Annotated in this window: 19 protein-coding genes and 2 pseudogenes; 7 read left to right on the forward strand and 14 right to left on the reverse strand. The window is 37.2% G+C overall.

All coding sequences use genetic code 11. The annotated features are described in order from the left end of the window. Positions 1-15: 15 nt before the first annotated feature. Positions 16-1,056 (forward strand): HmuY family protein, encoded by a 1,041-nt coding sequence (locus ACQ86H_RS14550; protein WP_138821136.1) that lies wholly within the window; start codon positions 16-18, stop codon positions 1,054-1,056. A gap of 324 nt (positions 1,057-1,380) precedes the next feature. Here the strand turns inward: ACQ86H_RS14550 and ACQ86H_RS14555 are convergent, their stop codons facing one another. The 6 genes from ACQ86H_RS14555 to ACQ86H_RS14580 form a co-directional block, all read right to left on the reverse strand. Beyond that, positions 1,381-1,560, reverse strand: a complete 180-nt coding sequence (locus ACQ86H_RS14555) for a hypothetical protein (RefSeq protein ID WP_010602585.1) — start codon at positions 1,558-1,560, stop codon at positions 1,381-1,383. Between the two features lie 183 nt (positions 1,561-1,743). Continuing rightward, positions 1,744-2,328, reverse strand: a complete 585-nt coding sequence (locus tag ACQ86H_RS14560; protein ID WP_138821135.1) for a biliverdin-producing heme oxygenase — start codon at positions 2,326-2,328, stop codon at positions 1,744-1,746. 73 nt (positions 2,329-2,401) lie between these two features. Continuing rightward, the gene (locus ACQ86H_RS14565; RefSeq protein WP_138821134.1) at positions 2,402-2,821 is read right to left on the reverse strand and encodes a response regulator; all 420 of its coding nucleotides are present in this window, start codon (positions 2,819-2,821) and stop codon (positions 2,402-2,404) included. Beyond that, positions 2,822-3,985 (reverse strand): ATP-binding protein, encoded by a 1,164-nt coding sequence (locus tag ACQ86H_RS14570; RefSeq protein ID WP_431295299.1) that lies wholly within the window; start codon positions 3,983-3,985, stop codon positions 2,822-2,824. Beyond that, positions 3,942-4,538: a GAF domain-containing protein gene (locus tag ACQ86H_RS14575; protein ID WP_431295300.1), complete on the reverse strand. Its 597-nt coding sequence runs from the start codon at positions 4,536-4,538 to the stop codon at positions 3,942-3,944. Before ACQ86H_RS14575 ends, ACQ86H_RS14570 begins: the two co-directional genes overlap by 44 nt. Before the next feature lie 48 nt (positions 4,539-4,586). Further along, positions 4,587-5,036 carry a hypothetical protein gene (locus ACQ86H_RS14580; RefSeq protein ID WP_431295301.1) on the reverse strand — a complete coding sequence of 150 codons (450 nt, stop codon included), beginning with the start codon at positions 5,034-5,036 and terminating at the stop codon, positions 4,587-4,589. A gap of 143 nt (positions 5,037-5,179) precedes the next feature. On the opposite strand from ACQ86H_RS14580, the gene ACQ86H_RS14585 reads away from it, so the two are divergent. Continuing rightward, complete coding sequence (locus tag ACQ86H_RS14585; RefSeq protein WP_138821132.1) at positions 5,180-5,548, forward strand: response regulator transcription factor; 369 nt, start codon at positions 5,180-5,182, stop codon at positions 5,546-5,548. Between the two features lie 3 nt (positions 5,549-5,551). Here the strand turns inward: ACQ86H_RS14585 and ACQ86H_RS14590 are convergent, their stop codons facing one another. From ACQ86H_RS14590 to ACQ86H_RS14600, 3 genes and pseudogenes are all read right to left on the reverse strand, one after another. Next, a complete protein-coding gene (locus tag ACQ86H_RS14590; protein WP_138821131.1) occupies positions 5,552-6,358 on the reverse strand; it encodes a mechanosensitive ion channel family protein in 807 nt (268 codons plus the stop codon). Between the two features lie 21 nt (positions 6,359-6,379). Further along, positions 6,380-6,532: a hypothetical protein gene (locus ACQ86H_RS14595; protein ID WP_168202418.1), complete on the reverse strand. Its 153-nt coding sequence runs from the start codon at positions 6,530-6,532 to the stop codon at positions 6,380-6,382. Positions 6,533-6,544: 12 nt separating this feature from the next. Then, a pseudogene (locus tag ACQ86H_RS14600) lies at positions 6,545-6,912 on the reverse strand (STAS/SEC14 domain-containing protein). 140 nt (positions 6,913-7,052) lie between these two features. Here ACQ86H_RS14600 and ACQ86H_RS14605 point away from each other — a divergent pair. Further along, entirely contained in the window at positions 7,053-8,171 is a 1,119-nt protein-coding gene (locus ACQ86H_RS14605; RefSeq protein WP_431295302.1) for an alpha/beta hydrolase, read from the forward strand. A 90-nt stretch (positions 8,172-8,261) separates the two neighbouring features. Here the strand turns inward: ACQ86H_RS14605 and ACQ86H_RS14610 are convergent, their stop codons facing one another. Continuing rightward, on the reverse strand, positions 8,262-9,032 hold the full coding sequence (locus ACQ86H_RS14610; protein WP_431295303.1) for a Ku protein: 771 nt from the start codon (positions 9,030-9,032) through the stop codon (positions 8,262-8,264). A 131-nt stretch (positions 9,033-9,163) separates the two neighbouring features. Between ACQ86H_RS14610 and ACQ86H_RS14615 the strand changes: the two genes are divergently transcribed. Continuing rightward, positions 9,164-11,434, forward strand: a complete 2,271-nt coding sequence (locus tag ACQ86H_RS14615) for a glycosyltransferase family 4 protein (protein ID WP_138821127.1) — start codon at positions 9,164-9,166, stop codon at positions 11,432-11,434. 1,119 nt (positions 11,435-12,553) lie between these two features. Here the strand turns inward: ACQ86H_RS14615 and ACQ86H_RS14620 are convergent. Further along, a pseudogene (locus tag ACQ86H_RS14620) lies at positions 12,554-14,024 on the reverse strand (glycoside hydrolase family 130 protein). Between the two features lie 147 nt (positions 14,025-14,171). Between ACQ86H_RS14620 and ACQ86H_RS14625 the strand changes: the two are divergent. Together ACQ86H_RS14625 and ACQ86H_RS14630 are read left to right on the forward strand one after the other, a co-directional pair. Further along, positions 14,172-14,807 (forward strand): histidine kinase dimerization/phospho-acceptor domain-containing protein, encoded by a 636-nt coding sequence (locus ACQ86H_RS14625; protein WP_431295304.1) that lies wholly within the window; start codon positions 14,172-14,174, stop codon positions 14,805-14,807. A gap of 65 nt (positions 14,808-14,872) precedes the next feature. Further along, positions 14,873-15,247, forward strand: coding sequence for a sensor histidine kinase (locus ACQ86H_RS14630; protein WP_431295305.1), 375 nt, complete (start codon positions 14,873-14,875; stop codon positions 15,245-15,247). On the opposite strand, the gene ACQ86H_RS14635 is transcribed toward ACQ86H_RS14630, so the two are convergent. Then, positions 15,233-16,336, reverse strand: coding sequence for a metallophosphoesterase (locus tag ACQ86H_RS14635; RefSeq protein WP_431295306.1), 1,104 nt, complete (start codon positions 16,334-16,336; stop codon positions 15,233-15,235). The genes ACQ86H_RS14630 and ACQ86H_RS14635 overlap by 15 nt on opposite strands. Before the next feature lie 374 nt (positions 16,337-16,710). Here ACQ86H_RS14635 and ACQ86H_RS14640 point away from each other — a divergent pair, with 374 nt between their 5' ends. Next, positions 16,711-17,913 carry a DUF763 domain-containing protein gene (locus ACQ86H_RS14640; RefSeq protein WP_431295307.1) on the forward strand — a complete coding sequence of 401 codons (1,203 nt, stop codon included), beginning with the start codon at positions 16,711-16,713 and terminating at the stop codon, positions 17,911-17,913. Positions 17,914-18,719: 806 nt separating this feature from the next. Here ACQ86H_RS14640 and ACQ86H_RS14645 read toward each other — a convergent pair. Further along, the gene (locus ACQ86H_RS14645) at positions 18,720-20,186 is read right to left on the reverse strand and encodes a glutamate synthase subunit beta (RefSeq protein WP_431295308.1); all 1,467 of its coding nucleotides are present in this window, start codon (positions 20,184-20,186) and stop codon (positions 18,720-18,722) included. Between the two features lie 3 nt (positions 20,187-20,189). After that, positions 20,190-24,689, reverse strand: a complete 4,500-nt coding sequence (gene gltB, locus ACQ86H_RS14650) for a glutamate synthase large subunit (RefSeq protein WP_138821121.1) — start codon at positions 24,687-24,689, stop codon at positions 20,190-20,192. Between the last annotated feature and the right edge of the window lie 394 nt (positions 24,690-25,083).

Below are 25,083 nucleotides of genomic sequence, written 5' to 3' on the forward strand. Positions count from 1 at the left end.
CATAATTAAAACAAGATGAATAAACTTAACTCAATGATCGCTGTGGCTTTTTTAGCAATAACATTTACAGCTTGTAAAAAAGATACCGATGAACCCATTTTTATTGCTCCACCTTCTGATGGAAGTACGTTAACACTTAGTGGCAAAACAGCAGAATCAAACTATACAAATATCGTTTATGTAGATTTTAGCGCAAATAAACAGACTTCTGCAGAGAGAAAAAGCTTCAATATCGGGTTAACTTCTGATGGTAAATTCAGAGTTGTACTTAACTCCTCCTATCAAACTACCGCAACGGCTACCTCAAAAACCGATATTACAGCTGTTACACTGGCAGATCCTGGAACAAACGTTAATTTAAATCACGACATCATGGATCCGCTTACTGTATCATTAGTTGATTATTGGGATGGAAATGTCACTAAAACAGCTTTTGCTGAAGTAAGTGCTACCGAAGCAGATAATAAAGTTTATTTATTAAGCTATGAAGGAAATAAGGATAAAGACAAGTGGTTTAAATTAAAAGTTACCCGTAACGGTTCTGGTTATAAAATTCAATATGCCCGGCTAAATGAAACTGTAATAAAAACTATGGATGTGCCTAAAAGTGCCGATTATAATCTGGTTTTTGTTTCATTAGAAAACAATAAAATTGTTCAGGCCGAACCAGCAAAAAGTGCATGGGATATTTCATGGAGTTATAGTACGTTTAACTCTGGTTTAGGGTCGCCTTATTGGGTTCAGGATTTTATTTCTATTAATAACTTAGGCGGCGTAAGTGCAGCAATGGTATCTAAAAAAGACGCTTATTCAACGTTTACAGAGGCTGATTTAGCTGGTATTACTTTTCTATCTGCAAAAGATGTGATTGGAACAAGCTGGAGAACTTCGCCTAGCCAGGCAGGTACAGGCGGTGCAGTTAAAAGTGATCTTTGTTATATTATTAAAGATGCTGCAGGTAATTATTATAAACTGAAATTCAATAGTTACATTTCTGGCGACGGTGGTGAAAGAGGTAAACCGGTTATCGAATATAAATTGGTTAAAAAAGGATAAATGTAAGTAAGGCTTATCGCCCGTTAAAAAATATGTTTTGTTAGTTGGATAGATGCTCTCCGCGATGGGGAGCTTTATCTTTTTATAGGTGTTATTAATTTGTGGGCTTCATGCTGATCCGGTAGCTATCGGATTTATTGCAGCATCTATATGGTAAGCTCATTAAGACCCTGAAACAAGTTCAAGGTGACGATGTGCGAACCTGTGAGACTTACGAATTCTGACGCACATATTACGGTTAAACTTCTTAAGTATAACAAATGCTATAAACGCAAAAAGGGGCCTGGCATACCAGAACCCTTTTTGTTTCATACTCGCGAAATATTATTTTCCAGAGTTTTTCTTGTCAGTTACTTCTGCACGGATTTCTTGTGCTAAAACTTTAAGATCTTGCATTGCTTTACGCACACGAGTACCAGCAGCTGCATTGCCAGCATTATAAAATTTTTCTACATCTGCTTCAATAGCAGCAACAGCAGCTTTAACTTTTGAGAATTTTTCCATCGCTAATTGATGTTTTTAAGGTTTAAAAAATTTATTTTTTTCAATAATACATATTTACCTTGAATTAACAACAGAAAGCAAATATTTATTTACAATAAGTTTTGCACATTTTCAGAATCAAAAAAATGCCCTGGAACTTATTGCAGCCCCATTTTTCACAATTCGTAGATAAAATATTATCACTTATGCCAATTGTTCAGAGAGCTTGATCAGGTTATTGAAGGTTAAGTTGGCACTATTTACACATCGTTCATAATCCGCTTCAGAGATATGCTGATTGATTACAGAAACAAATATTTTCCATTTTGTGCTAAGCTCCTCACCGTAAACACCATAATAATTTAGGCCATCTTCGTGGTTTTTAAAATTCGGATTGGCAAGAATATGCCTTTTTATTACGTTACCCCCCAATGTTGCCCCTTCTAGCACATATAATGCGCCTAAAACTTCTGCCGTATTTATTTCCGGCACAAATAATTCAAAATTTAATCCTGGTAAGGTTAAGCTACTGATATTCCAGTAATTTAAGTCTTGCGTTAAAGCATTTAGCTTCAATCGTTCTTTCATCCCCAATTGCTCAGCAATAGCGGCGTCCAGGCTATTTGCAAGTGTATTCTCTAATTTTTGGTGAATAATATAATTAATAGTTAATAGCTTTTTATACTGATCTGTACTTAACGAATTGTTCATAATCTCATTAACGAACATCAAGGATTCTAAGGTTTTATGATTTTGTGCAGTTTCAGTTCTCAATAAATTGGAAATCATATTTGGGAGTTTATTACTAAATAAAAAAGATTCGGACTTAATGTCCGAATCTATCTATGTTGTTTATTCAATTTTAATTTAACCTTAAATGTTGGTTAAACCAAAAGTCGTGTACGGAATGTACACATTTAACTAAGTTTTCGTAACCGTCAGGTTTGGTAAGGTAGGCATTGGCGCCAAATTCTATTGAGGCTTTTACATCGTCCGGATTATCAGATGTTGAAAACAAGATTACGGGTATGGTTTTCAGATAAGGAATATCCCGTATAAATTTTAATAAATCCAAACCAGACAGGCCTGGTAAATTCAAATCGAGTAAAATTAATTTCGGCTTAGTTTTATTTTCAGCAAAATTTTGAAGTTTTTTCAATGCTTCTACCCCATCTTCAACTATTGTTAAATTCAGTGTATCCTTAACTTCCTGTACAGCACTTTGCATAAAAAATGCATAATCTATATCATCCTCAACATAAAATATATCTGGTGTTTTCATTTATCTGTTTTTAAAAGCTACAAAAAAGGTCGATCCTACATTCAACTTACTCTCAAACCAAACTCTGCCATGATGTTTTTCTACAACCCTTTTTACAATAGCAAGTCCCACTCCTGATCCTTCAATCTCCTTCACATTATCCATACGTTTAAAAAGTTCAAAAACTCTGTCATAATACCGGTTATCAATTCCTATACCATTGTCTTTAACTGAATAGATAATCTCTCCTCCGTCTATATACGAAGAAACCTCGATTTTGGGTTCATTAACCATGGCAGAGTATTTAACAGCATTTCCAATTAAATTTGTAAAAACCTGCGTAATCATGGTTTTATCACCTTTGATGTTAGGGAGTTGGCCTAAAATTAACACTGAATGATCTGCTTTATAGGCCGACCACACCTCGCTTTTGATATCTTTTATCAAAGATTCTATGTTGACTGTTTCAAAATTAACCTCAGAACGGCCGACTCTTGCTAAATTTAAAATCTCCTTAATCAATGAGTTCATTTTATCAGCGCCGGCTAAAATCCTGCTTAACATTTTTTTACCTCCATCATCTATGCTCTTGTTTTTAAGCATCAGCTCTGCGTAAGTTTTAATCGAGGTAAGAGGGGTTCTTAAATCATGTGATACGGTGTAACTAAACGTATCCAGTTCTTCGTAAGCTGCCTGCAATTTCTCATTAAGTAATCTAATTTCATTCGCCTTTTTATTAATATCGGCAATGATAATTTCTCGTATCCTTAACACAGAGTCAACTTCTTCAGCCATCCATTTTTCAGACGTGTTGTTCACTACCTCCGACCAGATTTCGAAAGATTTACGCGGAGACAGGCTCATTAAACCATTTTCTGATGGAACTACAGATTTTTCAGGATTTCCTGCCCAATTTACGTTGGTAATCATTTCGGGTTTAAACCAAATCACCATTTCACCCATTTCCCTATTGATAATACAGGAAAGAATACCGGAAGCTACAGATTTATATTTTTTAGCGGGAGAATAGATTTCAGATAATCGATGGGTATAGAATATCGACTCATCATTGGCCGTTTTCAACCATGCTGAAAGTGCTCTTATATCTTCTTCCAATGGTACATTTCCAATAGTTTTGAGTTCATTTTTCGAAAATGACGGCCACACCTGACGCTTTGGTAACATTTAAAATAGTACGTTTATGCGTAGTTATCGCCTCAATTAAATACTTATCACGTGTTAAATGCTCTGAAAGAATGTTTGCGGTACTTTTAAATTGCTCAATAATTTTTGCGTCTTCTTCTTCCTGGCGATATTCCAATGCAGAGGAAAGAATTTGTCCGATTAGCTTTGCACCTTCTCTCGCTTTATAATCAATAAATTTCGGACTATAATTATGGCATGCAATTAAACCCCAAAGCTCTCCATGAGAAATTAAGGATATACTAAAACTGGAGTGAACACCCATATTCTTTAAATATTGAATATGTATGGGAGATACTGCTCTTAAGCCTCCATTGGTTAAATCAAGTGCTTCATTTTCTTTAAATGTAATAATTTTTGAATCGGCTATGTTTACGTCTGCAATTAGCCTCGTTAAATTAAGTTTATAAAGTTCTCTGGCTTGCTTCGGGATATCTGATGCCGGATAATGCAGGCCAAAAAAAGCTTCTAATGTTTCTTCTTTTTCTTCTGCAACAACTTCGCCGTGGCCATCTTCCAAAAATTTGTAGATCATAATACGGTCGTAATTGATCAGCCTTTTTTACTTCTTTGGCCGCCCCCTTCAATAAGGCGGAAATGTTTTTCCCTGAAGCATGGATGAAGCTGAACGGCCAATTGAACTTTGAATGTCGAATTGCAGCGTAACAGGTTCAAATTCTAGTAACCAGTCGTTTTTTGATGAAGAAATAATGAGATAAAACGGATGTCCGTTAATTTCGATGGGGTGCGGGCTAATGGCATCGAAACTTTTGCGTATAATACCCAGTTTCAGTAAATCTTCAATATTAAACGCAGCGTCTTGTTGTTTAATAGAGTGATTTAAATCTGACAGTGGTTTATTTAATAAGCTTCTGGCTTGTTCTTGTAAAAAATCTCCTGTATTTTCACTGATATAGGTAATGGTTGAGCTGTTCTTGTCAACAGCTACCAGAAAACCATGTGATTGAATTTTGCCCGGGATATGAATGGGTTCTTTATCACAATTGGTTAGGTCTACAGAAAATTTAGTCATACGTATTTTATTGCAGCAAATTTAATTTAACGAATCAACAAATATAAAGGGTATATTTTAGAATGTCTCTAATTTGATAAATTCGGATTTGAGATTTGTTTTTTATTATATATTTGTTTGAATTTAAAAAAATCATTCAAACTTTGGCAAAGAAAAATATTTTAGTTATTGAAGATAACCATGCAATCCTTGATGTTATTACACTTATTTTAGAAAGCGAAGCTTTTAATGTTGATGGACTGAACAAAGGTGCTGATTTTATTAACCATGTTCAGGAGTTTAATCCAGATGTAATAATTATGGATATTATGCTCCCTGACGTTGATGGAAGGGTACTTTTAAAAGAACTTAAAGAGACAGAGTCTACCATGCATATTCCCGTATTAATGATTTCTGCCCGTTATAATGCGAACAACTATACATTAGATGGTATAGAAGCAGATGATTTTATGGCCAAACCTTTTAACATCGACGAGTTGATGGACAAGATTTATGCTTTGCTGAGGAAATAGTTTTTATTCAGCCATACCTGGCAATTTTATTCCTCCAAGTTTTAGGTTTTTCATTAACACTTCCAGAAAAGAGAGTTTAGTATCTGTAAATCCGTGTGCATTGACCCAAACATTTATATTTGCTCTGAAACCACTATCTTCTAAAGCAGATACGCCTATTCTCCGTTCTGGTGTTTTTAAACAAGAACTAAATTCATCGACTGTTTTATTGAAAATGGAAACCACTTTATCATAGTCTATCCCATAACTAAATTTTATTTCAATATCCAATCTTCTAATACCCTCTCTGCTGATATTGATAATCACTTCGTTCGATAATTTACTATTGGGAATAACTACAGTTCTATTGTCAAAGGTTTTAACTATGGTATAGAATATCTGGATTGAAGATACCGTTCCTTCCTGGCTTTGTGCAATAATATTATCACCCACAACAAAAGGTTTTAATAGTAAAATCAATACACCACTGGCAAAATTTTGCAGCGTACCGGATAGTGCTAAGCCAGCTGCAACTCCAATACCACCTATCAAAACTGTTAAAAAAGTAAGCTGAATGCCAATAATCTGCATTACAGTAAGTACGAGTAAAATTCTTAAGCTAATGAGTATTAAACTGGTTAAAAATGGGCGTAATGAAGGATTTATATCTTTGCGGTGCATACCACCCTGCATCCATTTTCCCAGTAACTTAATCAACCACAAGCCTAAAATAAGCAACACAATACCTAAAATTACAGATGGCCCTTTATCAATTATCCAATCATAGGCCTTATCATAAAAATGGTCAATATTACCGGCATCAATCTTCATATTAGTATTCTCTGTCTCTTATTACTGGTTTTTCTCTTTAACTGCCTTGTCTTTAGTTACATCTACTTTCTTTGCATCTTTTGCTGATGTAACTTTATCATCAGCGCCTTTAGCTTTTGTATTTTTCGGTGCCGTAGCCTTGCTACTTTCTGCCGATGTTTTAGAATTTTTCATCTTTTATAATTGTTAATCTTCAGCATTCAGCCATGCCTTTGCCTCTTCTATTTCTTCGGGTTTAAAGCCTTTTGATTTACCTGGTGTAGCGAGGGTGAAAACATCAGTAAACCACTCAACTCCTTTTTCAGCGCTTACTACTGCAATTTTTTCCATTTGTTAAAATTCTGTAAACCTGCTTTGACGTCTTGTACCCAGGCACCAGCAGTAAAATTCTTCACATCAGTTTCCAAAACAAGCAAATACCTGATTTCCTTAAACCGGTCGGCCGTTCTTTTTAAACCCGTTAATAGAACGCTCTTAATATCATCGCTTGTAACTTCTCCGGTAGCTCTTACGCCAAAAATATGATCTGGAAGCCCTGTTATTTCTGTTAGCATACTTTTTCTTTTATTTAACAACACTTTAATTCGATAAGAAGTTTGCCATTTATGTAAATTCTGAAAAGTTGTATAATAATAAAAACACTTGTCTTACCGATCCTGTTATAGAACAATAGTTAAAAAATAAAACCAATTCTATGAAAACCAACTTGTTAAAACCTTTCACCTTTGTTTGTGGAATGGCTGTTTTGCTTTCAGCCTGCACAGGTGAAACTAAAACCACTGCAGCGACAGACTCAACTATAGCTGACTCTACTCTGAATGCGGCACTAAAACCTGCAGGACCAGCACCGGAATGGGGAAAAACAATAAAACCGGAAATGCAGGTCGTAATAGAAAAATTAAACAGTTATGGGGATAAGCCTTTAGAAACTTTAAGTGCTACTGATGCGCGTAAGAATCATACACCCACAGACGCGGTAATGGATTTAATCAAACAAAATAATATTGTTGTCCCTGCACCTAAGGTAGATACAACGGGTAAGGATATTGATGCTAATGATGGTAAAATTCATTTGCGCGTTTACACCCCTAAAAAAGGAAATGGACCGTATCCGCTCATTGTTTATTATCATGGTGGCGGTTTTGTTATCGCTAATTTAGATGTTTATAATGCATCTGCCCAGGCTTTGGCTGAACAGGTTAATGCAATTGTGGTTTCTGTAGCTTACCGCTTAGCACCCGAAAACAAATTTCCCACAGCACATAACGACGCTTTTACAGCCTATGAATGGGCTATAAAAAATGCAGTTGACTTAAAAGCTGATCCAGCAAAAATTGCAGTGGTTGGTGAAAGTGCAGGCGGGAATTTAGCGGCAAATGTATCTATTATGGCCAGAAACAAACATATCATGCTTCCTGTACACGAGGTTTTGATCTATCCTATTGCTCAGGCAGATATGAATACAAAATCGTATAAAATGTATGAAAATGCAAAGCCGTTAAATAAAGCGATGATGAGCTGGTTTACCGAAAAATACCTTAATAGCATGATCGAAGCGCAAGACCCTAAAATATCATTGGTTAATGCCAATTTAAAAGGACTTCCGCCAACAACTATTATCACGGCTGAAATAGATCCCTTACATGATGATGGAGTAATACTAGCCGAAAAACTGAGCGCTGCCGGGGTAAAAGTTAACAGTAAAAATTATGAAGGAGTAACACACGAATTTTTTGGGATGGCGCTACTTGTGCCTGAAGCGAAAGCTGCCCAGGCTTATGCCGCAGATCAATTGAAAGCTGCTTTTAAATAGTTAAATCTTTCTGGAGCAAAACATAAGGTTTAGCTCCAGAAAGATTTTGTTTAGCGCTTGGCGTAAGCGTTTGCAAAACGCCCAACTTAACTACGCTCCTTTCTTCGAACCTAAGCTCTGCATCAGTTGATCATACAAATCATCACTGGAAGCTTTTCGAGGTTTCATCTTCTTCACAGTAGCTCGTTTTCCTTTAGCTTTTGCTTTAATAATTTTCAATAATTCGGTACTGTAATCATCTTTAAATGTACTCAAATCGAATTTTGAGCTATATTGTTTGATCAAAGCTAATCCCACATCCATTTCTTTTTTGGTGATGGTAATATCATCAACCTTATTAAGCTCAGATAAGCTTCTGATTTCCTGTTCGAATCTGATTTTTGTGATTACAATTACGTTTTCCATGGGATGAATAACACAGAGATTTTCTGTATTCCTGAGAACAAATCTGGCCACGCCAGCTTTACCAGATTTTTGCAATGCTTTTAACAACAAACTATAAGCTTTTTTGCCCTGCTTTTCAGGCTCGGTATAATAAGAAGTTTCGTAATAAATAGGATTTATCTCTTTTATATCAACAAAATTCTCTAATTCTATAATTTTAGTTTTTTCAGGTGCAGCCTCTTCAAAATCGTGCTTATCTAAAACGATGTACCTGTCTTTTAAAAAATAGCCTTTAACTATTTTCTCATAAGGAACTTCTTTATGTGTATTTTCATTTACTCTAAGGAATTTAATCTTTGCATGATCGCGTTCATCGAGCATATCTAAATCAAGATTACTGTTCTGGACTCCTGAAAACAACTTAATCGGGATATTTACCAAACCAAACCCAATCGAACCTTTCCATATTGATCTCATAGCTTAATATTTACTTACTAACAAGCACCTAAAACAGATTGTTTTGGGTTTATTAAGCGTAAATTGACGAAATCACAAACTATTTGGATAATGTAATGTTATTTAAGTATCAACCCTATTTGAAATACATTATGAAAATCGCCTATATTTCAACCTATCCTCCGCGCGAATGTGGTTTAGCAACTTTTAATCAGAATTTGGTTAATGCATTAAGTTTAAATCCAGCTTACAATCCGCAAAAAAGTTTTGTTGTTGCCTTAAATGAATCGGATGATGTTAATGAACACGATTACCCAAACGAAGTAAAATTTGTTATTCGTCAACAAAATCAAAAAGATTATATTGATGCAGCAGATTTTATCAATAACAGTGATGTAGACAGCTGTATCATTGAGCATGAATTTGGTATATATGGCGGCAATAGCGGTGTATTCTTATTGTCTTTAATTAACAGATTAAAAAAACCATTCATTACCATTTTGCATACGGTTTTAAAAGAACCGAATTTTATGCAGCAGACCATTATTAAAGAAATTGCAGTTAAATCATCTAAAATAGTGGTGATGAGCAAAAAAGCAGTCTTATTTTTAACCAGTATTTACCAGATTCCTAAGGCTTCTATTAAATTAATAGAGCATGGTGTTCCGGATCTGGAACCTATACCAAATAACGAAATTGCACAAAGTGAACTGTTTAAAAATCGAAAAGTGCTTTTTACTTTTGGTTTAATTAGCAGGAATAAAGGTTTAGAAACGGTGATTAAAGCTTTACCCAACATCGTAGCACAACATCCTGATGTTTTGTATGTGATTTTGGGCAATACCCATCCCGGTGTGGTAAAACATAACGGTGAAGAATATCGTGATAGTTTAAAAGCACTGGCGAAAGATTTGGGCGTAGAAAATAATATTGCATTCGTCAATAAATTTGTATCTGAGGAAGAATTGCATCAATATTTAACCGCCTGTTATTTATACATTACACCTTATTTAAATGAAGCACAAATTACCAGTGGTACACTATCTTATGCGGTAGGTGCTGGTGCAGCAGTAGTTTCTACCCCATATTGGCATGCGCAGGAACTTTTAGCCGATAACAGAGGCAAATTGTTTGATTTTAAGAATGATGTACAATTGGCAACCATTGTAAACGAGCTATTAAGTGATCAAGATAAATATCAGAAGCTGAGGAAAAATGCTTATAAATATGGATTAAATCTTCGTTGGCCGGCGATTGGAAGTGTTTATCTTAGCGTATTAGATGAGGCTTTGGCTGCAGGAAAAAAACCAGAAAGGATTACTCCTCCTATTATTGATGTTGAAGGTATGCCAGCGCTTAATTTAAACCATATTTCATTGTTGACAGATGATACCGGAATCATTCAGCATGCCCGTTTTGGTATTCCAAATTTGAAGGAAGGCTATTGTATTGATGACAATGCCAGAGCTCTAATTATGGCTTTAATGGCTATAGAGCAGGATAAAAATCCTAAAGCTTTAAAATTGATGCCTGTTTATCTTAGTTTTATTCAATATATGCAAACGGATGATGGGAATTTCAGGAATTTCCTGAGTTTTAACCGCAATTATTTGGATGAAATAGGCTCAGAAGATTCTTTCGGCCGAACCATCTGGGCATTGGGCTATTTAGTTTGCAGCGCACCCAACAATTCTTACCGTGAATTCGGCAGGGAATTATTTTCGCACTCTATTCCACATTTCAAAGAATTAAAATACCTCCGTGGAAAAGCAAATACCATTATTGGTCTATCCTATTACCTGTGTGCCCATCCTGGCGATGAGTTAATTACAAAAGAAATCAATTTGCTGGCCAATTCATTAATGGCATCATATAAAGACAATAAAGATGGCGATTGGCATTGGTTTGAAGATATTCTTACTTATGATAATGCAATACTTCCTTTGGCCTTGCTTCATCATTATGAAGTTACCGGGAATACTGCATCTTATAAAATTGCCATAGAAAGTGTTGAATTTTTAAATAGCTTTTCTTTCGAAAACGGATACCTAAATCCTGTTGGCAATGCCGGATGGATGAAAAAACACGGTAAAAATCCTATATATGACCAACAGGCTATAGAAACGATGGCAATGGTTTTACTCTATGCTAAAACCTTCGAAGTAACTAAAGATGAAAAGTATTTAAGTTTAATGCATATCAGCTATGAGTGGTTTTTAGGGAAAAACAGCTTACATATTCCATTGTACGATTTTGAAACACATGGCTGTGCAGATGGCTTACAATTTAACAGCGTCAACAGAAATCAAGGTGCCGAAAGTACGCTGGCTTACTTTGTCTCGCACCTGGCCATCCTTAAAGCAGCAGAAGCAGAATATGAAACCTTGTCTTCCCCCTTAGTAGAGGCAGATAAATGTAGCTAAGATTAATTTGTCTTGGAAATAAATATTAAGGCTGGTTCAGAAATGAGCCAGCTTTTTTTATAAATAAGCCAGATCATCCTAAATGGATTATTTTGAAAATCAGGGTTTGGCACGCTTCGAGTTACAGCTGTCCTGCTATCTCTTCAAGTCCTCACTCATGCTTCGCTCCGGGCTTTCCGTTCTATCAGGTTTATTTAAATTTGGTAGGTGGTTCTTAGGATTTTAGATCACAGACCACGATAAAAATATTTTTCTACAAGAGACTGTATCATAAATTGTAATTCAATCGAATTTGTCACGTTGAGCCTGTCGAAACGCCTTGTAAGACATCTAAAACAGGACCATTCGACAAGCTATGATTGACGTTATTTATAATTACCTATTAATGAGTAGATTGCGGTATCATGCATTTCCGTATAGCTAGGCCATAGCACCGTATCACCGTTCTACTTAAAACCGGCCCAATAAATTTTTCGGGCTGCACTGTTCTAGCCATAACACTTGCTTCAAAAGAAAACGGCGAAGCCCTCATGAATGCAGCTAAAAGTTATAAACAACAAATGAATAAATTTTCAGCCGGCATTTTTTGTTACTTTTTGATACCAAAAAGTAAGAGCCCTTCGGCGGCGGCGAGCCGAGGCAAGACTGAGCTGTATGGCATAAGAAATCTGTTACTTCATTTATATTGATTTTTATTAAATAAATTATCCCTCAGGATGACAATTCTATATTTATGCGACAGCCTCTTTTTGCAGGAAAAAGCCAAATCATCCTTAAATGGACTCAGATGACTTAGGCGGTTAATATTATTTTGAAAATCAGGGTTTAGTACGCTTCGGTTACAGCAGTCCTGCTATCTCTTCAAGTCCTCGCTCATGCTTCGCTTCAGGCTTTCCGTTCTATCAGGTTTATTTAAATTTGGTAGGTGATTTTTCGGGTTTTAGATTCACAACTGCCCCAGTTTGTATCCTTAAAGACCTGAATATTGATTGTAATCACCATTCTCTTCACTGATCAATGAAAAGAACTATGCTATCAAAACCTCGCAGGTTTCAGAAACCTGCGAGGTTTAATGATGTTAAATTCATCACACTAGTTGTAATGAGAAAATATCGTTAATTATTTATCGTTGTTTTCCAATAATTTATTCAACAGCAGCTCCAAATTTACTGTTGCGAAAGAAGAGCTGTAATCAGACAATCCATAAGGAATAATCAGTTCACCGTTGCTGATGATCGAACCGCATGAATAAACCACATTGGGTACATAACCTTCGCGTTCGTCGTTATTTGGGATAATTAAAGGCTCTTTTAAATGACCAATTTCTTTACTCGGATCTTCCAGATCCAACAAACTTACACCAATACAATATCTACGCATCGGGCCAACGCCGTGGGTAATCACAATCCAGCCTTTCTCCGTTTCAATCGGAGAACCACAGTTACCGATCTGTACCAGTTCCCAATCGTAACGAGGTTGTTTTAACAGTATTGGGTTCTCCCAAACATTAACCTTGTCCGAAAACATCAGGTAATTATTCCAGCCATCTATCCGGCTCATCATTACATATTTTCCTTTAATTTTTCTTGGAAATAGCGCCAGGTTTTTGTTCTGTGCACCATCTCCATAAAGCGGAATTACCTTAAACTCATAAAAATCCTCTGTTTGTACCAGCTTAGGAATAATTAAAGAACCATCAAAAGCTGTATATGTGGCATAGTACAGCACTTTTCCGTCATCTTTAATAAATTTTACAAAACGTGCATCTTCAATTCCTTTACGCTCAAATTCAGATATAGGAAAAATTACACGATCAGAAATATCGGTATCTTTTGAAAAAGTTATGGTATGATAAGTATCTGATAGCCAAAGTATTTTATCGTATTCGATCAGTCGTGTTGGATTTTCTTTATGCAGACTTTTTGAATCCTTAATGATATTGCTTAAGCTGGTGTATTCAAATTTATCGTCCAGTTTTGCTTCAATTTCTTCGAGCACAGAAGGATCGATCTGCGCATAAGCCGCTTTTTTAAGGAAGAGTTTTTTAACGTAGATTGCATTTTTAACTACCTCAGCCTCATCAACATAATTGCCTACTGGTAAAACCTGGATATTATTGTTTTTATCGATCAAAGCACGGCGGAAAACTATGGAAGAAATGTGCCCCTCACCTACAGCCCTGAAGCTAATAATTACCCGCTTTTCTCCTTCTACCAGATCGGTCTGATCAGGATCATCAACAATACTCGGGTTAAAAAATGCAGCCGATTCAATGGAATATTCGTGTGTAAAATAGGCTCCGATAAGCAATCTCGTATATTCATCTACATCTTCCAATTCGGTACCCAATGCAATAAACTGCTTTTTTAACTTTTTGCAGTGACGTGTTAAAATCTTCGTGATGTTTCGGTGCCTTTTCGAATATTCCTGCAAAATGGGCGAAATCAGTGAAAACACTTTTTCGTCTGAAAACTCTAAAACCTTTCTAATTACTTCTAATGCTCTCTCCTCTCCGTTGAAAAAAACGGGCAATAACTCTTTTAGTATCCGGATTAACCTTAACCGGTTTACGCTCTATGTATAATCTCATCGTTTAAGCTTTTTTGGTAGTAATTTTACGTTTTGCCGCACTATTTACTGTAAATTATATTAACGGAATTTACGACTTAATTGTTTACATTATTATCATAATCTTTACCTTTAGTTTTTCATTCCTATCCTAATTAAAAAGGCCTTAATGAATATCGATCAAGCAGAAAATAACCCTCATTCAAATGAAAATTTGCATCTGGCAAAATTAAGTTATTATGATATCCTGGATACACCTGCCGAAAATGCTTTTGATCAGTTAACGCAATTGGCCGCTGCTATTTTTGAGGTCCCTCATGCAGGTATCTGTTTTCAGGCTTCCGAAAAAATATTCATAAAATCTCAGATCGGTTCATCGTTTCCTGATGAATCTGTTTTTTATGTTAGCGCACCATTCATCACACCTGATGGATTTGATATTGGCCAGATTTACGCTGCAGGCGACCAACCTAAAGCGGCTACAGAAAAACAACTCAGTATGTTGAAATTACTGGCTGATATGGTAATAGAAAAACTGGAATCCAGAATTGCGATCAGAAAGGCTTTAAGGGCTTATGATGATCGTTTACATGTACTTGTTCATGATCTTAAAAACCCGATGACGACCATTTCACTTCAATCTGAGTTATTAGGACGGATTCCTGGCATTGATGAAAGAGCTAGCCTGATTGCGGAAAAGATCAATACGCAATCTAAAAGAATGATCGACAATCTGGAAGGTCTTTTGAGTTCCGCCCGTAAGGAAGCCCATTCATTTAAGCCAAAAAAACAAAAGTTGACCTAAAAGAATTAATTGAAGAAGTAAAGTTTAATTTGGATTTAGCGCTTAAACAGAAAAATCAAACCGTTTTGATCGATATTGAAGCTCCGCTTGAAATTTTTGGTGATGCTGACAAACTTAAGGTCATTTTTAGCCAGTTGCTTGATAATGCTATTAAATTTTCTCCAAAAGGAAAGGAAACTAAAATATCACATCAAACCGTAGAAAATGAAGTAACTATTGCCATAAAAGACAATGGTGTTGGATTAACAGAGTACGATCTTGATAAAATTTTCTTAAAATTTGCAACATTAACTGCTGTACCTACAGATCATGAAAATACTTATGGCTTGGGTCTAATCACCGTAAATGCTTTAGTGGATATACATAAGGGAAAGCTTTGGGTAGAAAGCGAAGGAAAAGATTCAGGTACAACATTTTTCGTAACGTTACCCATTAAATAAGTTTAAATCTAATAATTCGCTGAGTTTCATTTCTTCGAGTAAAATCCTTTCAGGAATAGCATTTCTATGATACGACCATTTTATTAATCTTATAAAGCCGTTCTCAATTTCGATACCAGTCATATCGCCATCACTAAAACAACAACATCCGCTATTGAAGTAACCAGGTTTATATTTGCCAAAGCTTGGTGCTTTATCTCCTTCTTTTATCAGCTTACGAAGCTCTGCATTTAAAACAGCAAGACCTTCAGCATTTTTTTCTTTTTTGGCTTTATTCAGGTTTACGTAAATCCGTTCCAGGTGTGTTAACGAAGCAAAAACCGGTTGATGTGTATGTCCTGTAATTAAAGCAAGGTTCTTTTTTGTAGCTGCCCAGCTGTACATCAATGCATTATGTGCTGTTTTAAGTTGGTTGTTATATGCAGGCGTATTCGGGTTAATTTGAAGGTACGATTGCAATGGAGCCCAAATTGTACTTACAAACCATTTGCTAAACCAGTTTCCGTCACTTTGCAAGTCTCCCTGATGTCCGTGGGTCAGGAAAATATCAAGTTTACTTTTTCCCACTCGCATCCGTAAAATTGCTCCTTCGTAAATACGGATTTTAGTTCCGTAAATTCTATTGAGGTTAAATCCTGCTAAAGGATCATTATCCCAATATAAATCATGGTTGCCAAATATCTTTGTGAAATGATTTTTTGAAATAAAGGCTTTCTCTGCTTCGAACGTTTCCTTATTGTGTTTAATTACAGATTCGAGTAAATTTTCCCAAAGCTCCTCGCTATCTCCCAGATTTATATAATGGAAATCCTGCAGGTTGTAATATTCAAGTGCCTTCAGGTAATTCTTTTCAGCTAAAGTGAAATCGTCAGCATAATCGCGGGCACCTTTATGCTGATCTGACAGAATGATGAATTTATCAGTATCGGTAACTTCAAAAATAAGTCCCCGTTTCCCAGGGCTGGTATTAATAGTTTTATAAAGTTTATTTAAAGCTTCATGGATACGTTTACGGTTGGGCCTTGAACCAAATCTATTCGACATCCGAATAATCCAGGCACTGAGTAAACGTTGTAAGAATTTTCGCATGTATAAATGAGTATTCGCCAGGATTATTGTTTTTCAAAATAACAAAAAATATCATGAATCGTTTTTGTCGTTACGTCATTCCCAACTTGATTGGGAATCTTAAAGCAATAGCAAATTGTTAATGCTTAAGCCCTTAAATGAACCTCGTATGTATTGTATGGTTAAAAAAAATAATATTTCTAATTATCACGGCAATAATTTAACCATATAAGGCATTTAAGAGAATATAAGCTTGTGCATCTTGAAATATATATCAAAAGATTTAATTACATCAAATAGTTATCTCATTAGTGTAATACATTTAATTGGCTTATTTCCGCTCTTTCCATGTCAAAATTAGTTTTATTAAATGTATTTTACTAATTTTGTTAGCATTGAAAAGATCAGGAAGCGCAGATTTACCGTTACATTATGGCCATGTACCACCGTGGCTGGCGCAGCGTATGGCCACACTTGGACTAGCTATAACGGAAGCCATCCTGATGGAATATGGTAAAGCAGAAGTAATACGTCGTTTAAGCAGTCCTTTTTGGTTTCAGAGTTTAGGTGCGGTAATGGGGATGGATTGGCATTCATCAGGAATTACAACTTCAGTAATGGGTGCTTTAAAGAAATCAATTAATCCATTATCAAAAGAATTGGGAATTTACATCTGTGGAGGCAAAGGAAAGCACAGCAGAGAAACACCAAATGAACTTCTAAAAATTGCGGATAAAACAGGGTTAAATGGTACAGCATTGGTTCGGGCGAGTAAACTAAGTGCAAAAGTAGATAATACTGCCATTCAGGATGGCTTTCAACTGTACCTTCATAGTTTTATTTTAAGTAACGAAGGCGATTGGGCAGTAGTGCAACAAGGCATGAGCGACAGTAGCGCAACAGCAAGAAGATACCATTGGCATTCTGAAAACTTAAAATCTTTTGTAGAAGAACCCCATACGGGAATCTGTGGCATTAATCAAGGTCAGATCCTAAACTTAACGGCTAATGATGCTGGTAAGGCAAGGCAAAGCATGATGAGTATGACAGCTGAATCTCCCACGAGGATGCTTAGTGAAATACAAAAGTTGGTACTCCCCGATCATCATGATGTAAAATCTAAAGATGTAGATTTAAAACGTTTAGGAAGTATATTGTGGCTGGCACAGGAAAAAGAACCGGGAGATTTTGAGGAATTGTTATTACTCGAAGGTATGGGGCCGAGAACCTTACAATCTATGGCTTTAGTGAGTGAGGTGATTTACGGTACGCCTTCCCGGTTTACTGATCCTGCGCGTTATTCTTTCGCACATGGTGGCAAAGATGGCCATCCCTTCCCTGTTCCGGTAAATGTTTATGATGAGACCATAAGTGTTTTGCAAAAAGCAATTGAAAAAGCGAAGATTGGAAATACAGATAAACAGCAAGCGATAAAATCGCTCCATCAAATTGCCCGTAATGCAGAAAAAGACTTTGTTCCAAATATGGATTTTGAAAAGGTAATTCAAAAAGAACGTGCTGAAAGCTGGAAATACGGTGGCAGAACAGTTTTTGGGAAAGAAAAGCCACCAATAAATGAGCAGTTGAAGTTGTTTTAGTCTACTTTTTTAGCATGTTCGTTATCCTAACCTGTAGAAAGCGGGAAGCTACGCAGTAAATTTACTTAAGGATCTATTTATCTATAGATCAGGATTTTAGCAAAAAAAGGAGTTGGATGCAGGTTAGGATAAATCGTCATCTCGACCGCAGTGGAGAGATCTTTTAAACATAGTTAAAAGATCTCTCCACTACGCGTTGCTCCGGTCGAGATGACGCCGATTTTTAGTGCCTGTCATTAAAAACGAAGTTGAAGAATCTTTCCAAAAACCATGTTTCTTACAACATTAATAAATCTGTAATTATCCTTTTTATCTGTGGTTAATTAATTCCGTGGTCTCGGTGTTTCCGTGGCGAAATAACTACCAATTATGAAGGCCTTAGCGCGACGCTAAGACTAGAGAAGTTGGATGACAGGTTTTGGCAGTTCGTCATTCCCAACTTGATTGGGAATCGTAATGCAAGCGCTTTAAGATTCCCGCCTGCGCGGGAAAGACGACCACTCTATTGGAGTCTGTCATTAATAGCGAAGTTGAAGAATCTTTCCAAGAACATTTTTTCTTACGACACTAATAAATCTGTGTTCAGCCCATTTATCTGTGGTTAATTCATTCCGTGGTCTCGGTGTTTCCGTGGCGGAAATAGCGCATATGATGAAAGAAAATCTTTCTCAACTTAGTTCAAAGATCTCTCCATTACGTTGCACTCCAGTCGAGATGACGACTTATTTACGAGATTTGTCAATAGCCTAAAACAAAAAAGGTCGTGGTTTGCACCACGACCCAAAAAATATAGAATTTAAAACCTACTAAGCGTATGCAACTGCATCTTTCGATGCCAGTTTAGTTGTTCCCATTAAGTATTCGTCTACCTTACGGGCAGCTTCTCTACCTTCTGAGATGGCCCAAACCACCAATGATTGTCCACGGCGAACATCACCTGCAGCAAAAATCTTTGCAATATTGGTTTGGTAAGTATGTTCAGATGCTTTTACGTTTCCGCGGTTATCTAACTCTATACCTAATTTCTCAATTAAACCTTCTTTTTGAGGATGTAAGAAACCCATTGCTAATAATACCAGTTCGCATGGAAGATCCCTCTCGGTACCAGCTACTTCTTTAAAAGTAACCGGACGCCCGTTCGCATCAATTTCCCATTCCACATCAACTACTTTTAGCGCCTTAAGGTTTCCTTTCTCATCAGCAATAAAGTTTTTGGTATTAACTGACCAAGCCCGTTGTGCACCTTCCTCGTGAGAAGAAGTATTTTTTAATAACATTGGGTAATTTGGCCAGGGCATGTGCTCGTTACGTGCCTGTGGTGGCATTGGCATAATCTCGAATTGTGTAACTGATTTCGCCCCATGACGGTTTGAAGTACCAATACAGTCAGATCCCGTATCGCCACCACCAATTACGATTACATTTTTACCGGTAGCCATAATATCTTCTGCTTCAACAGTTCTGCTCGCTACACGTTTATTTTGTTGTTTCAGGAAATCCATTGCAAAGTGCACACCTTTAGCCGAACGGCCATCAATAGGTAAATCGCGCGGAATAGTTGAACCACCAGCCAGTACAATCGCGTTAAAATCGCGTAACAAAGTACCTATCTCAACATTCTCGCCCACATTGGCATTACATTTAAAAATAATCCCTTCTTCTTTCATCAAATCGATACGGCGATCTACTACATTTTTCTGTAGCTTGAAATCAGGAATACCGTACCTCAGTAAACCACCCGGAGCATCATCACGTTCGAAAACCGTAACCTCATGTCCAACTTTATTTAACTGAGCAGCAGCAGCTAAGCCTGCCGGACCTGAACCAATTACAGCTACTTTTTTACCAGTTCTGATTAATGGTGCTTTTGCTTTGATAAACCCTTTTTCGAAAGCTATTTCAATAATGTGTTTTTCAATTTCCTCAATTGAAACCGGCGGACGGTTGATGCCTAACACACATGCAGATTCGCATGGCGCAGGGCAAATTCTACCAGTAAATTCAGGAAAATTATTGGTGCTTAATAAAATATTGGCAGCTAATTCCCATTTTCCCTGATAAACAGCGTCGTTAAATTCTGGTATCACGTTACCCAGCGGGCAGCCTGACTGGCAGAAAGGTACACCGCAATCCATACAACGGGCAGCCTGATTGTTTAATTCTTGTGAAGGTAAATTATTTAAAAATTCACCGTAATGTTTTACACGTGTTGCAGCCTCTTCTCTAGTGGGCGCAACTCTATCGTATTCTTGAAATCCTGTTACTTTTCCCATGGCCTAGTGTGTTTTTACTTGTTGGTTACGTTTGCTTAAAACTGCTTTGTATTCTTTAGGGAATACTTTTACGAAATGAGCAGATTGTGTTTTCCAGTCGCTTAAGATAAACTCAGCTACTTTACTATCAGTCAGACGAATATGCGCTTTAAGCAAAGCTAAAATGCGTTCTTCATCTTCAGCTTGCAGTGGATCTAAATCAACCATTTCTTTATTGCACTTGCGTTCAAAAGTGCCATTGGCATCATAAATCCAGGCTACACCACCACTCATACCTGCGGCGAAATTGCTTCCGGTATCACCCAGAATCAGCACTTCACCACCAGTCATGTATTCACACCCGTGATCGCCTACTCCTTCCACAACAGCTGTTGCACCAGAGTTACGTACAGCAAAACGCTCACCCGCTTTGCCACGGGCAAATAACTCACCGGAAGTTGCACCATAAAGGGCTACGTTACCAATAATGATATTTTGTTCAGGGATAAAAGTTGAATTAGAAAAAGGATAAATAGCCAATCTGGCACCCGATAATCCTTTACCCACATAATCGTTCGCCTCACCTTCCAGTGACAAGGTTACCCCGCGGGTATTGAAAGCACCAAAACTCTGTCCGGCCGAACCAACAAATTTAAAGTTGATCGTATCGGGAGGTAAACCAGCACCTAAATGGACTTTAGATATTTCATTTGATAACATGGTGCCCAATGCACGGTCGGTATTTTTAACTTCGAAACTGGCAAATACAGGCTCATTATTGTCAATAGCAGGTTGTGCTGCAGCAATTAACTGATGATCTAAAACCTGATCCAAACCATGATCCTGGCCTTCCGTATTAAATAAAGGCAAGCCATTTTCTTCTGCCTTATATAAGATAGCTGATAAATCAAGGTGTTTCAGTTTCCAGTCTTCAGCAGGCAGTTCGCGTACTTTTAAGATATCAGCCTGGCCAATCATTTCGTGGATGGTTCTGAAACCTAATTCAGCCATAATCTCACGTAATTCTTCCGCAAGGAAATAAAATAAGTTCACTACATGATCTGCATCACCGGTAAATAATTTTCTTAATTCCGGATCCTGTGTTGCAACGCCAACCGGACAAGTATTTAAATGGCATTTACGCATCATAATACATCCCGAAGTTACCAATGCTGCTGTAGCAACACCCCATTCTTCGGCACCTAATAATGCAGCAATAGCGATATCTCTGCCTGTTTTAAGCTGTCCATCGGTTTGTAACACAATACGGTTACGCAATTTATTTTTTACCAAAGTTTGGTGCGCTTCTGCTAATCCAAGTTCCCAAGGTAAACCTGCATGTTGGATTGACGTAAGCGGAGATGCTCCGGTTCCACCATCAAAACCAGATACCAAAATCACATCTGCATGTGCTTTAGCCACACCTGCAGCAATGGTACCTACACCAGCTTTCGAAACCAGTTTAACATTAATTCTTGCGGCACGATTGGCATTTTTTAAATCGAAAATTAACTGAGCCAAATCTTCGATCGAATAAATATCGTGGTGAGGTGGAGGTGAAATTAAACCAACCCCTGGTGTAGAGTGACGAACTTTTGCAATCCAATCATCCACTTTGTGTCCTGGTAATTGACCACCTTCTCCCGGTTTAGCACCCTGAGCCATTTTAATCTGTAACTCATCAGCATTGGTTAAATAATAACTCGTTACACCAAAACGTGCAGAAGCAACTTGTTTAATGGCTGAGCGCATGCTATCACCATTTGGCAATTTAGTATAACGCATTTCATCTTCACCACCTTCTCCGGTATTGCTTTTGCCGCCGATACGGTTCATGGCAATTGCCAAAGTAGAGTGTGCCTCGTGAGAAATGGAACCGAAGGACATTGCTCCTGTTGCAAATCTTTTTAAAATTGCTTCGGTTGATTCTACCTCATTTAAAGGAACTGAAGGACGGCTATAGTTAAATTCGAACAATCCACGGATGGTATAAGCCTGTTGCGTTTGCTCATTCACCAACTTAGAGTATTGTTTGAAGATATTGTAATCGTTTTTACGCGTAGCATTCTGTAATAAGTGAATGGTCTGCGGATTAAACAAATGCGCTTCACCTTTACGGCGGAATTTATATGTTCCACCTGCTGGCAACAAGTTTTCGGTTTGTGTTAGCGGGCCAAAACTGCGGTGATGTTTAATTAACGTTTCTTTTGCAATTTCATCCAGGCCTAAGCCACCAATACGAGAAACAGCACCCGTAAAATAAGTATTTACCACTTGTTTATTTAAACCTAAAATCTCGAAAATCTGTGCACCTTGATAAGACTGCAAGGTTGAGATGCCCATTTTCGAGAAAATTTTAAGTAAACCGCTATTTACAGCGTAGATATAGTTCTTGGTAAGCTGCTCTGTTGATAAGCCCGATTCTTCTTTAAATTCACTAATGGTTTCTAAAGCCAGGTAAGGGTTAATTGCGGTAACACCAAAGCCCAATAAAGTGGCGAAATGATGTACTTCCCAGATATCACCAGCCTCTATTACAATACCTACAGCCCCACGGTATCCTTTGCGGATTAAATGATGGTGTACAGCAGAAACGGCTAGTAAAGAAGGCATTGCAGCATGCTCAGAATCAATAGCCCTGTCAGTTAATACAATTACCTGGAAACCATCCTCAACCGCATCGACCGCATAACGGCACAAACGGTCTAAGGCTTTAGCCATAGCACCAGGCTTGCCATCAGCTCTGAAATAGGTTTGTAAAGTTTTCGCCTGGAAAACACCTGTATCAATACTTCTTAACTTCTCTAATTCCTGGTTGGTTAAAATAGGATGTTTAATGGCAACGCAATGTGCTTGTAGTGGATTTTCTTCTAAAAGATTACCGTTACTACCCATAAAACTGGCCAAACTCATCACTACCTTTTCGCGGATCGGGTCTATTGGCGGATTGGTTACCTGTGCAAATAACTGTTTGAAATAAGAAGATAAATGTTGTGGACGTTTTGATAAAATAGCCAATGGTGTATCGGTACCCATTGAACCGATTGGTTCTTTACCTTCAATGGCCATTGGTTTAAGTAAAAGATCTACATCTTCCCTGCTATAACCAAAAACCTGCTGGTATTTAAATATAGATTCGGTAGATAAGCCAGTAAACATTACACGTGGTTCCGGTAATTCCTCCAAACGGATCTGATATTGGTTAATCCAATCGGCATAAGGGCTCTTGCCGCAAACTTCTCCTTTAATTTCGTTATCGCTGATAATTCTGCCCTGCTCCATATCCACCACGAACATTTTGCCTGGCGTTAAACGGCCTTTTTCGATTACTGTACTTTGATCGATGGCTAGCGCACCAGCCTCAGAACCCATAATTACACGGTCATCTGAAGTAATGGCATAACGGGAAGGACGAAGACCGTTACGATCTAAAGTAGCGCCGATTAATTTACCGTCAGTAAAAGCAATCGCTGCAGGTCCATCCCATGGCTCCATTAAAGTAGCATGGAACTCATAGAATGCCCTTTTTACCGGGTCCATATCTTCGTTACCATCCCAGGCCTCCGGCACCAACATCATTAATACATGAGGCAGGGTTCTTCCGGAGTGAAGTAATAATTCAATAACATTATCTAAACAGCCTGAATCTGAATTCGTTTCGTCAATTACAGGCAGTAACATGTCCAGTTCTTCTGGTGTAAAATAAGCAGAAGCAAAAGATTTAACACCTGCCCTAAACCAGTTTAAATTTCCCTGCAAAGTGTTGATCTCACCATTATGCGCAATAAAGCGGAATGGTTGGGCCAACCTCCACGAAGGGAAGGTATTGGTTGCAAAACGCGAGTGGACCAAGCCTAAAGCTGAAACCATGCGCTTATCACTCAGATCTGTAAAATAGGTACGTACCTGTAATGAAGTGAGCTGACCTTTATAGATAATGGTTTGCGCAGAAAGCGAAACGATATAAAAATCTTTACCTCCGTGAACGGTGTTCACGATCAGTTTAATCAGGTAATTTTTAAAAATATAAAGTTTACGCTCGAAATCTGCTCCTGGTGCTACTGCATAAGGACGGGCAATAAACACCTGCTCAATTTCCGGTTCAACAGAAAGGGCCATATTGCCAATATCCGTAGTGTCGACATCAACTTTTCTAAAACCTAAAATTTCCAGGCCAAGTTTTTCGGCGGCACGGTAAATCAATTCTCTGCACTCTTCTCTCGATCTGATATCCTTTGGCATAAATAACATACCTACACCATAATTATTGGTTTCAGGCAGGCTAAAGCCAGCTTTTAAGCATTCGTCGTAAAAAAATTCGTGAGGAATCTGAATCATAATACCTGCACCATCGCCTGTATTTGGTTCTGCTCCACATGCCCCTCTATGATCTAGATTCTCTAAAATAGTAAGTGCATCAGAGATGATTTGATGCGATTTTCGCCCTTTCACATGTGCAACGAACCCAATACCGCAGGCATCGTGTTCAAATTGCGCATCGTACAATCCACTGTTTGGTTCCATTCTTTGCTCGTTAGTTGTTAGTGTATAGGAAACACTAAGATAGGAAAAACAAATTTAAAATTACAGAGTTGATATGTTTTTTGGAAAAATTTTAGTCCTTATGTAATTTAAAGTCTTTAAATTGAAATATTTTTATTTTTACACATTAATAATTATCAAATTTATAATGATAATATTGTACAATAAATGAGCTTTTCCAGCTAGATTCCATGATAAATCGTTTTATTAATTTGATTTATTCATGAATATTAAATTCATATACAAATATTATACTTAAAAATTTGTTTATCATGTATTTCCTTATATAATCTGAAAACACACATTTTAATTTTATTAATTTACTAATCAGCCACATAGCTTAAAACAGAAAAAAAATAGAAAAATGCATTTTGCG

Source organism: Pedobacter sp. P26 (genome assembly GCF_050632135.1).
Lineage (GTDB): Bacteria > Bacteroidota > Bacteroidia > Sphingobacteriales > Sphingobacteriaceae > Pedobacter.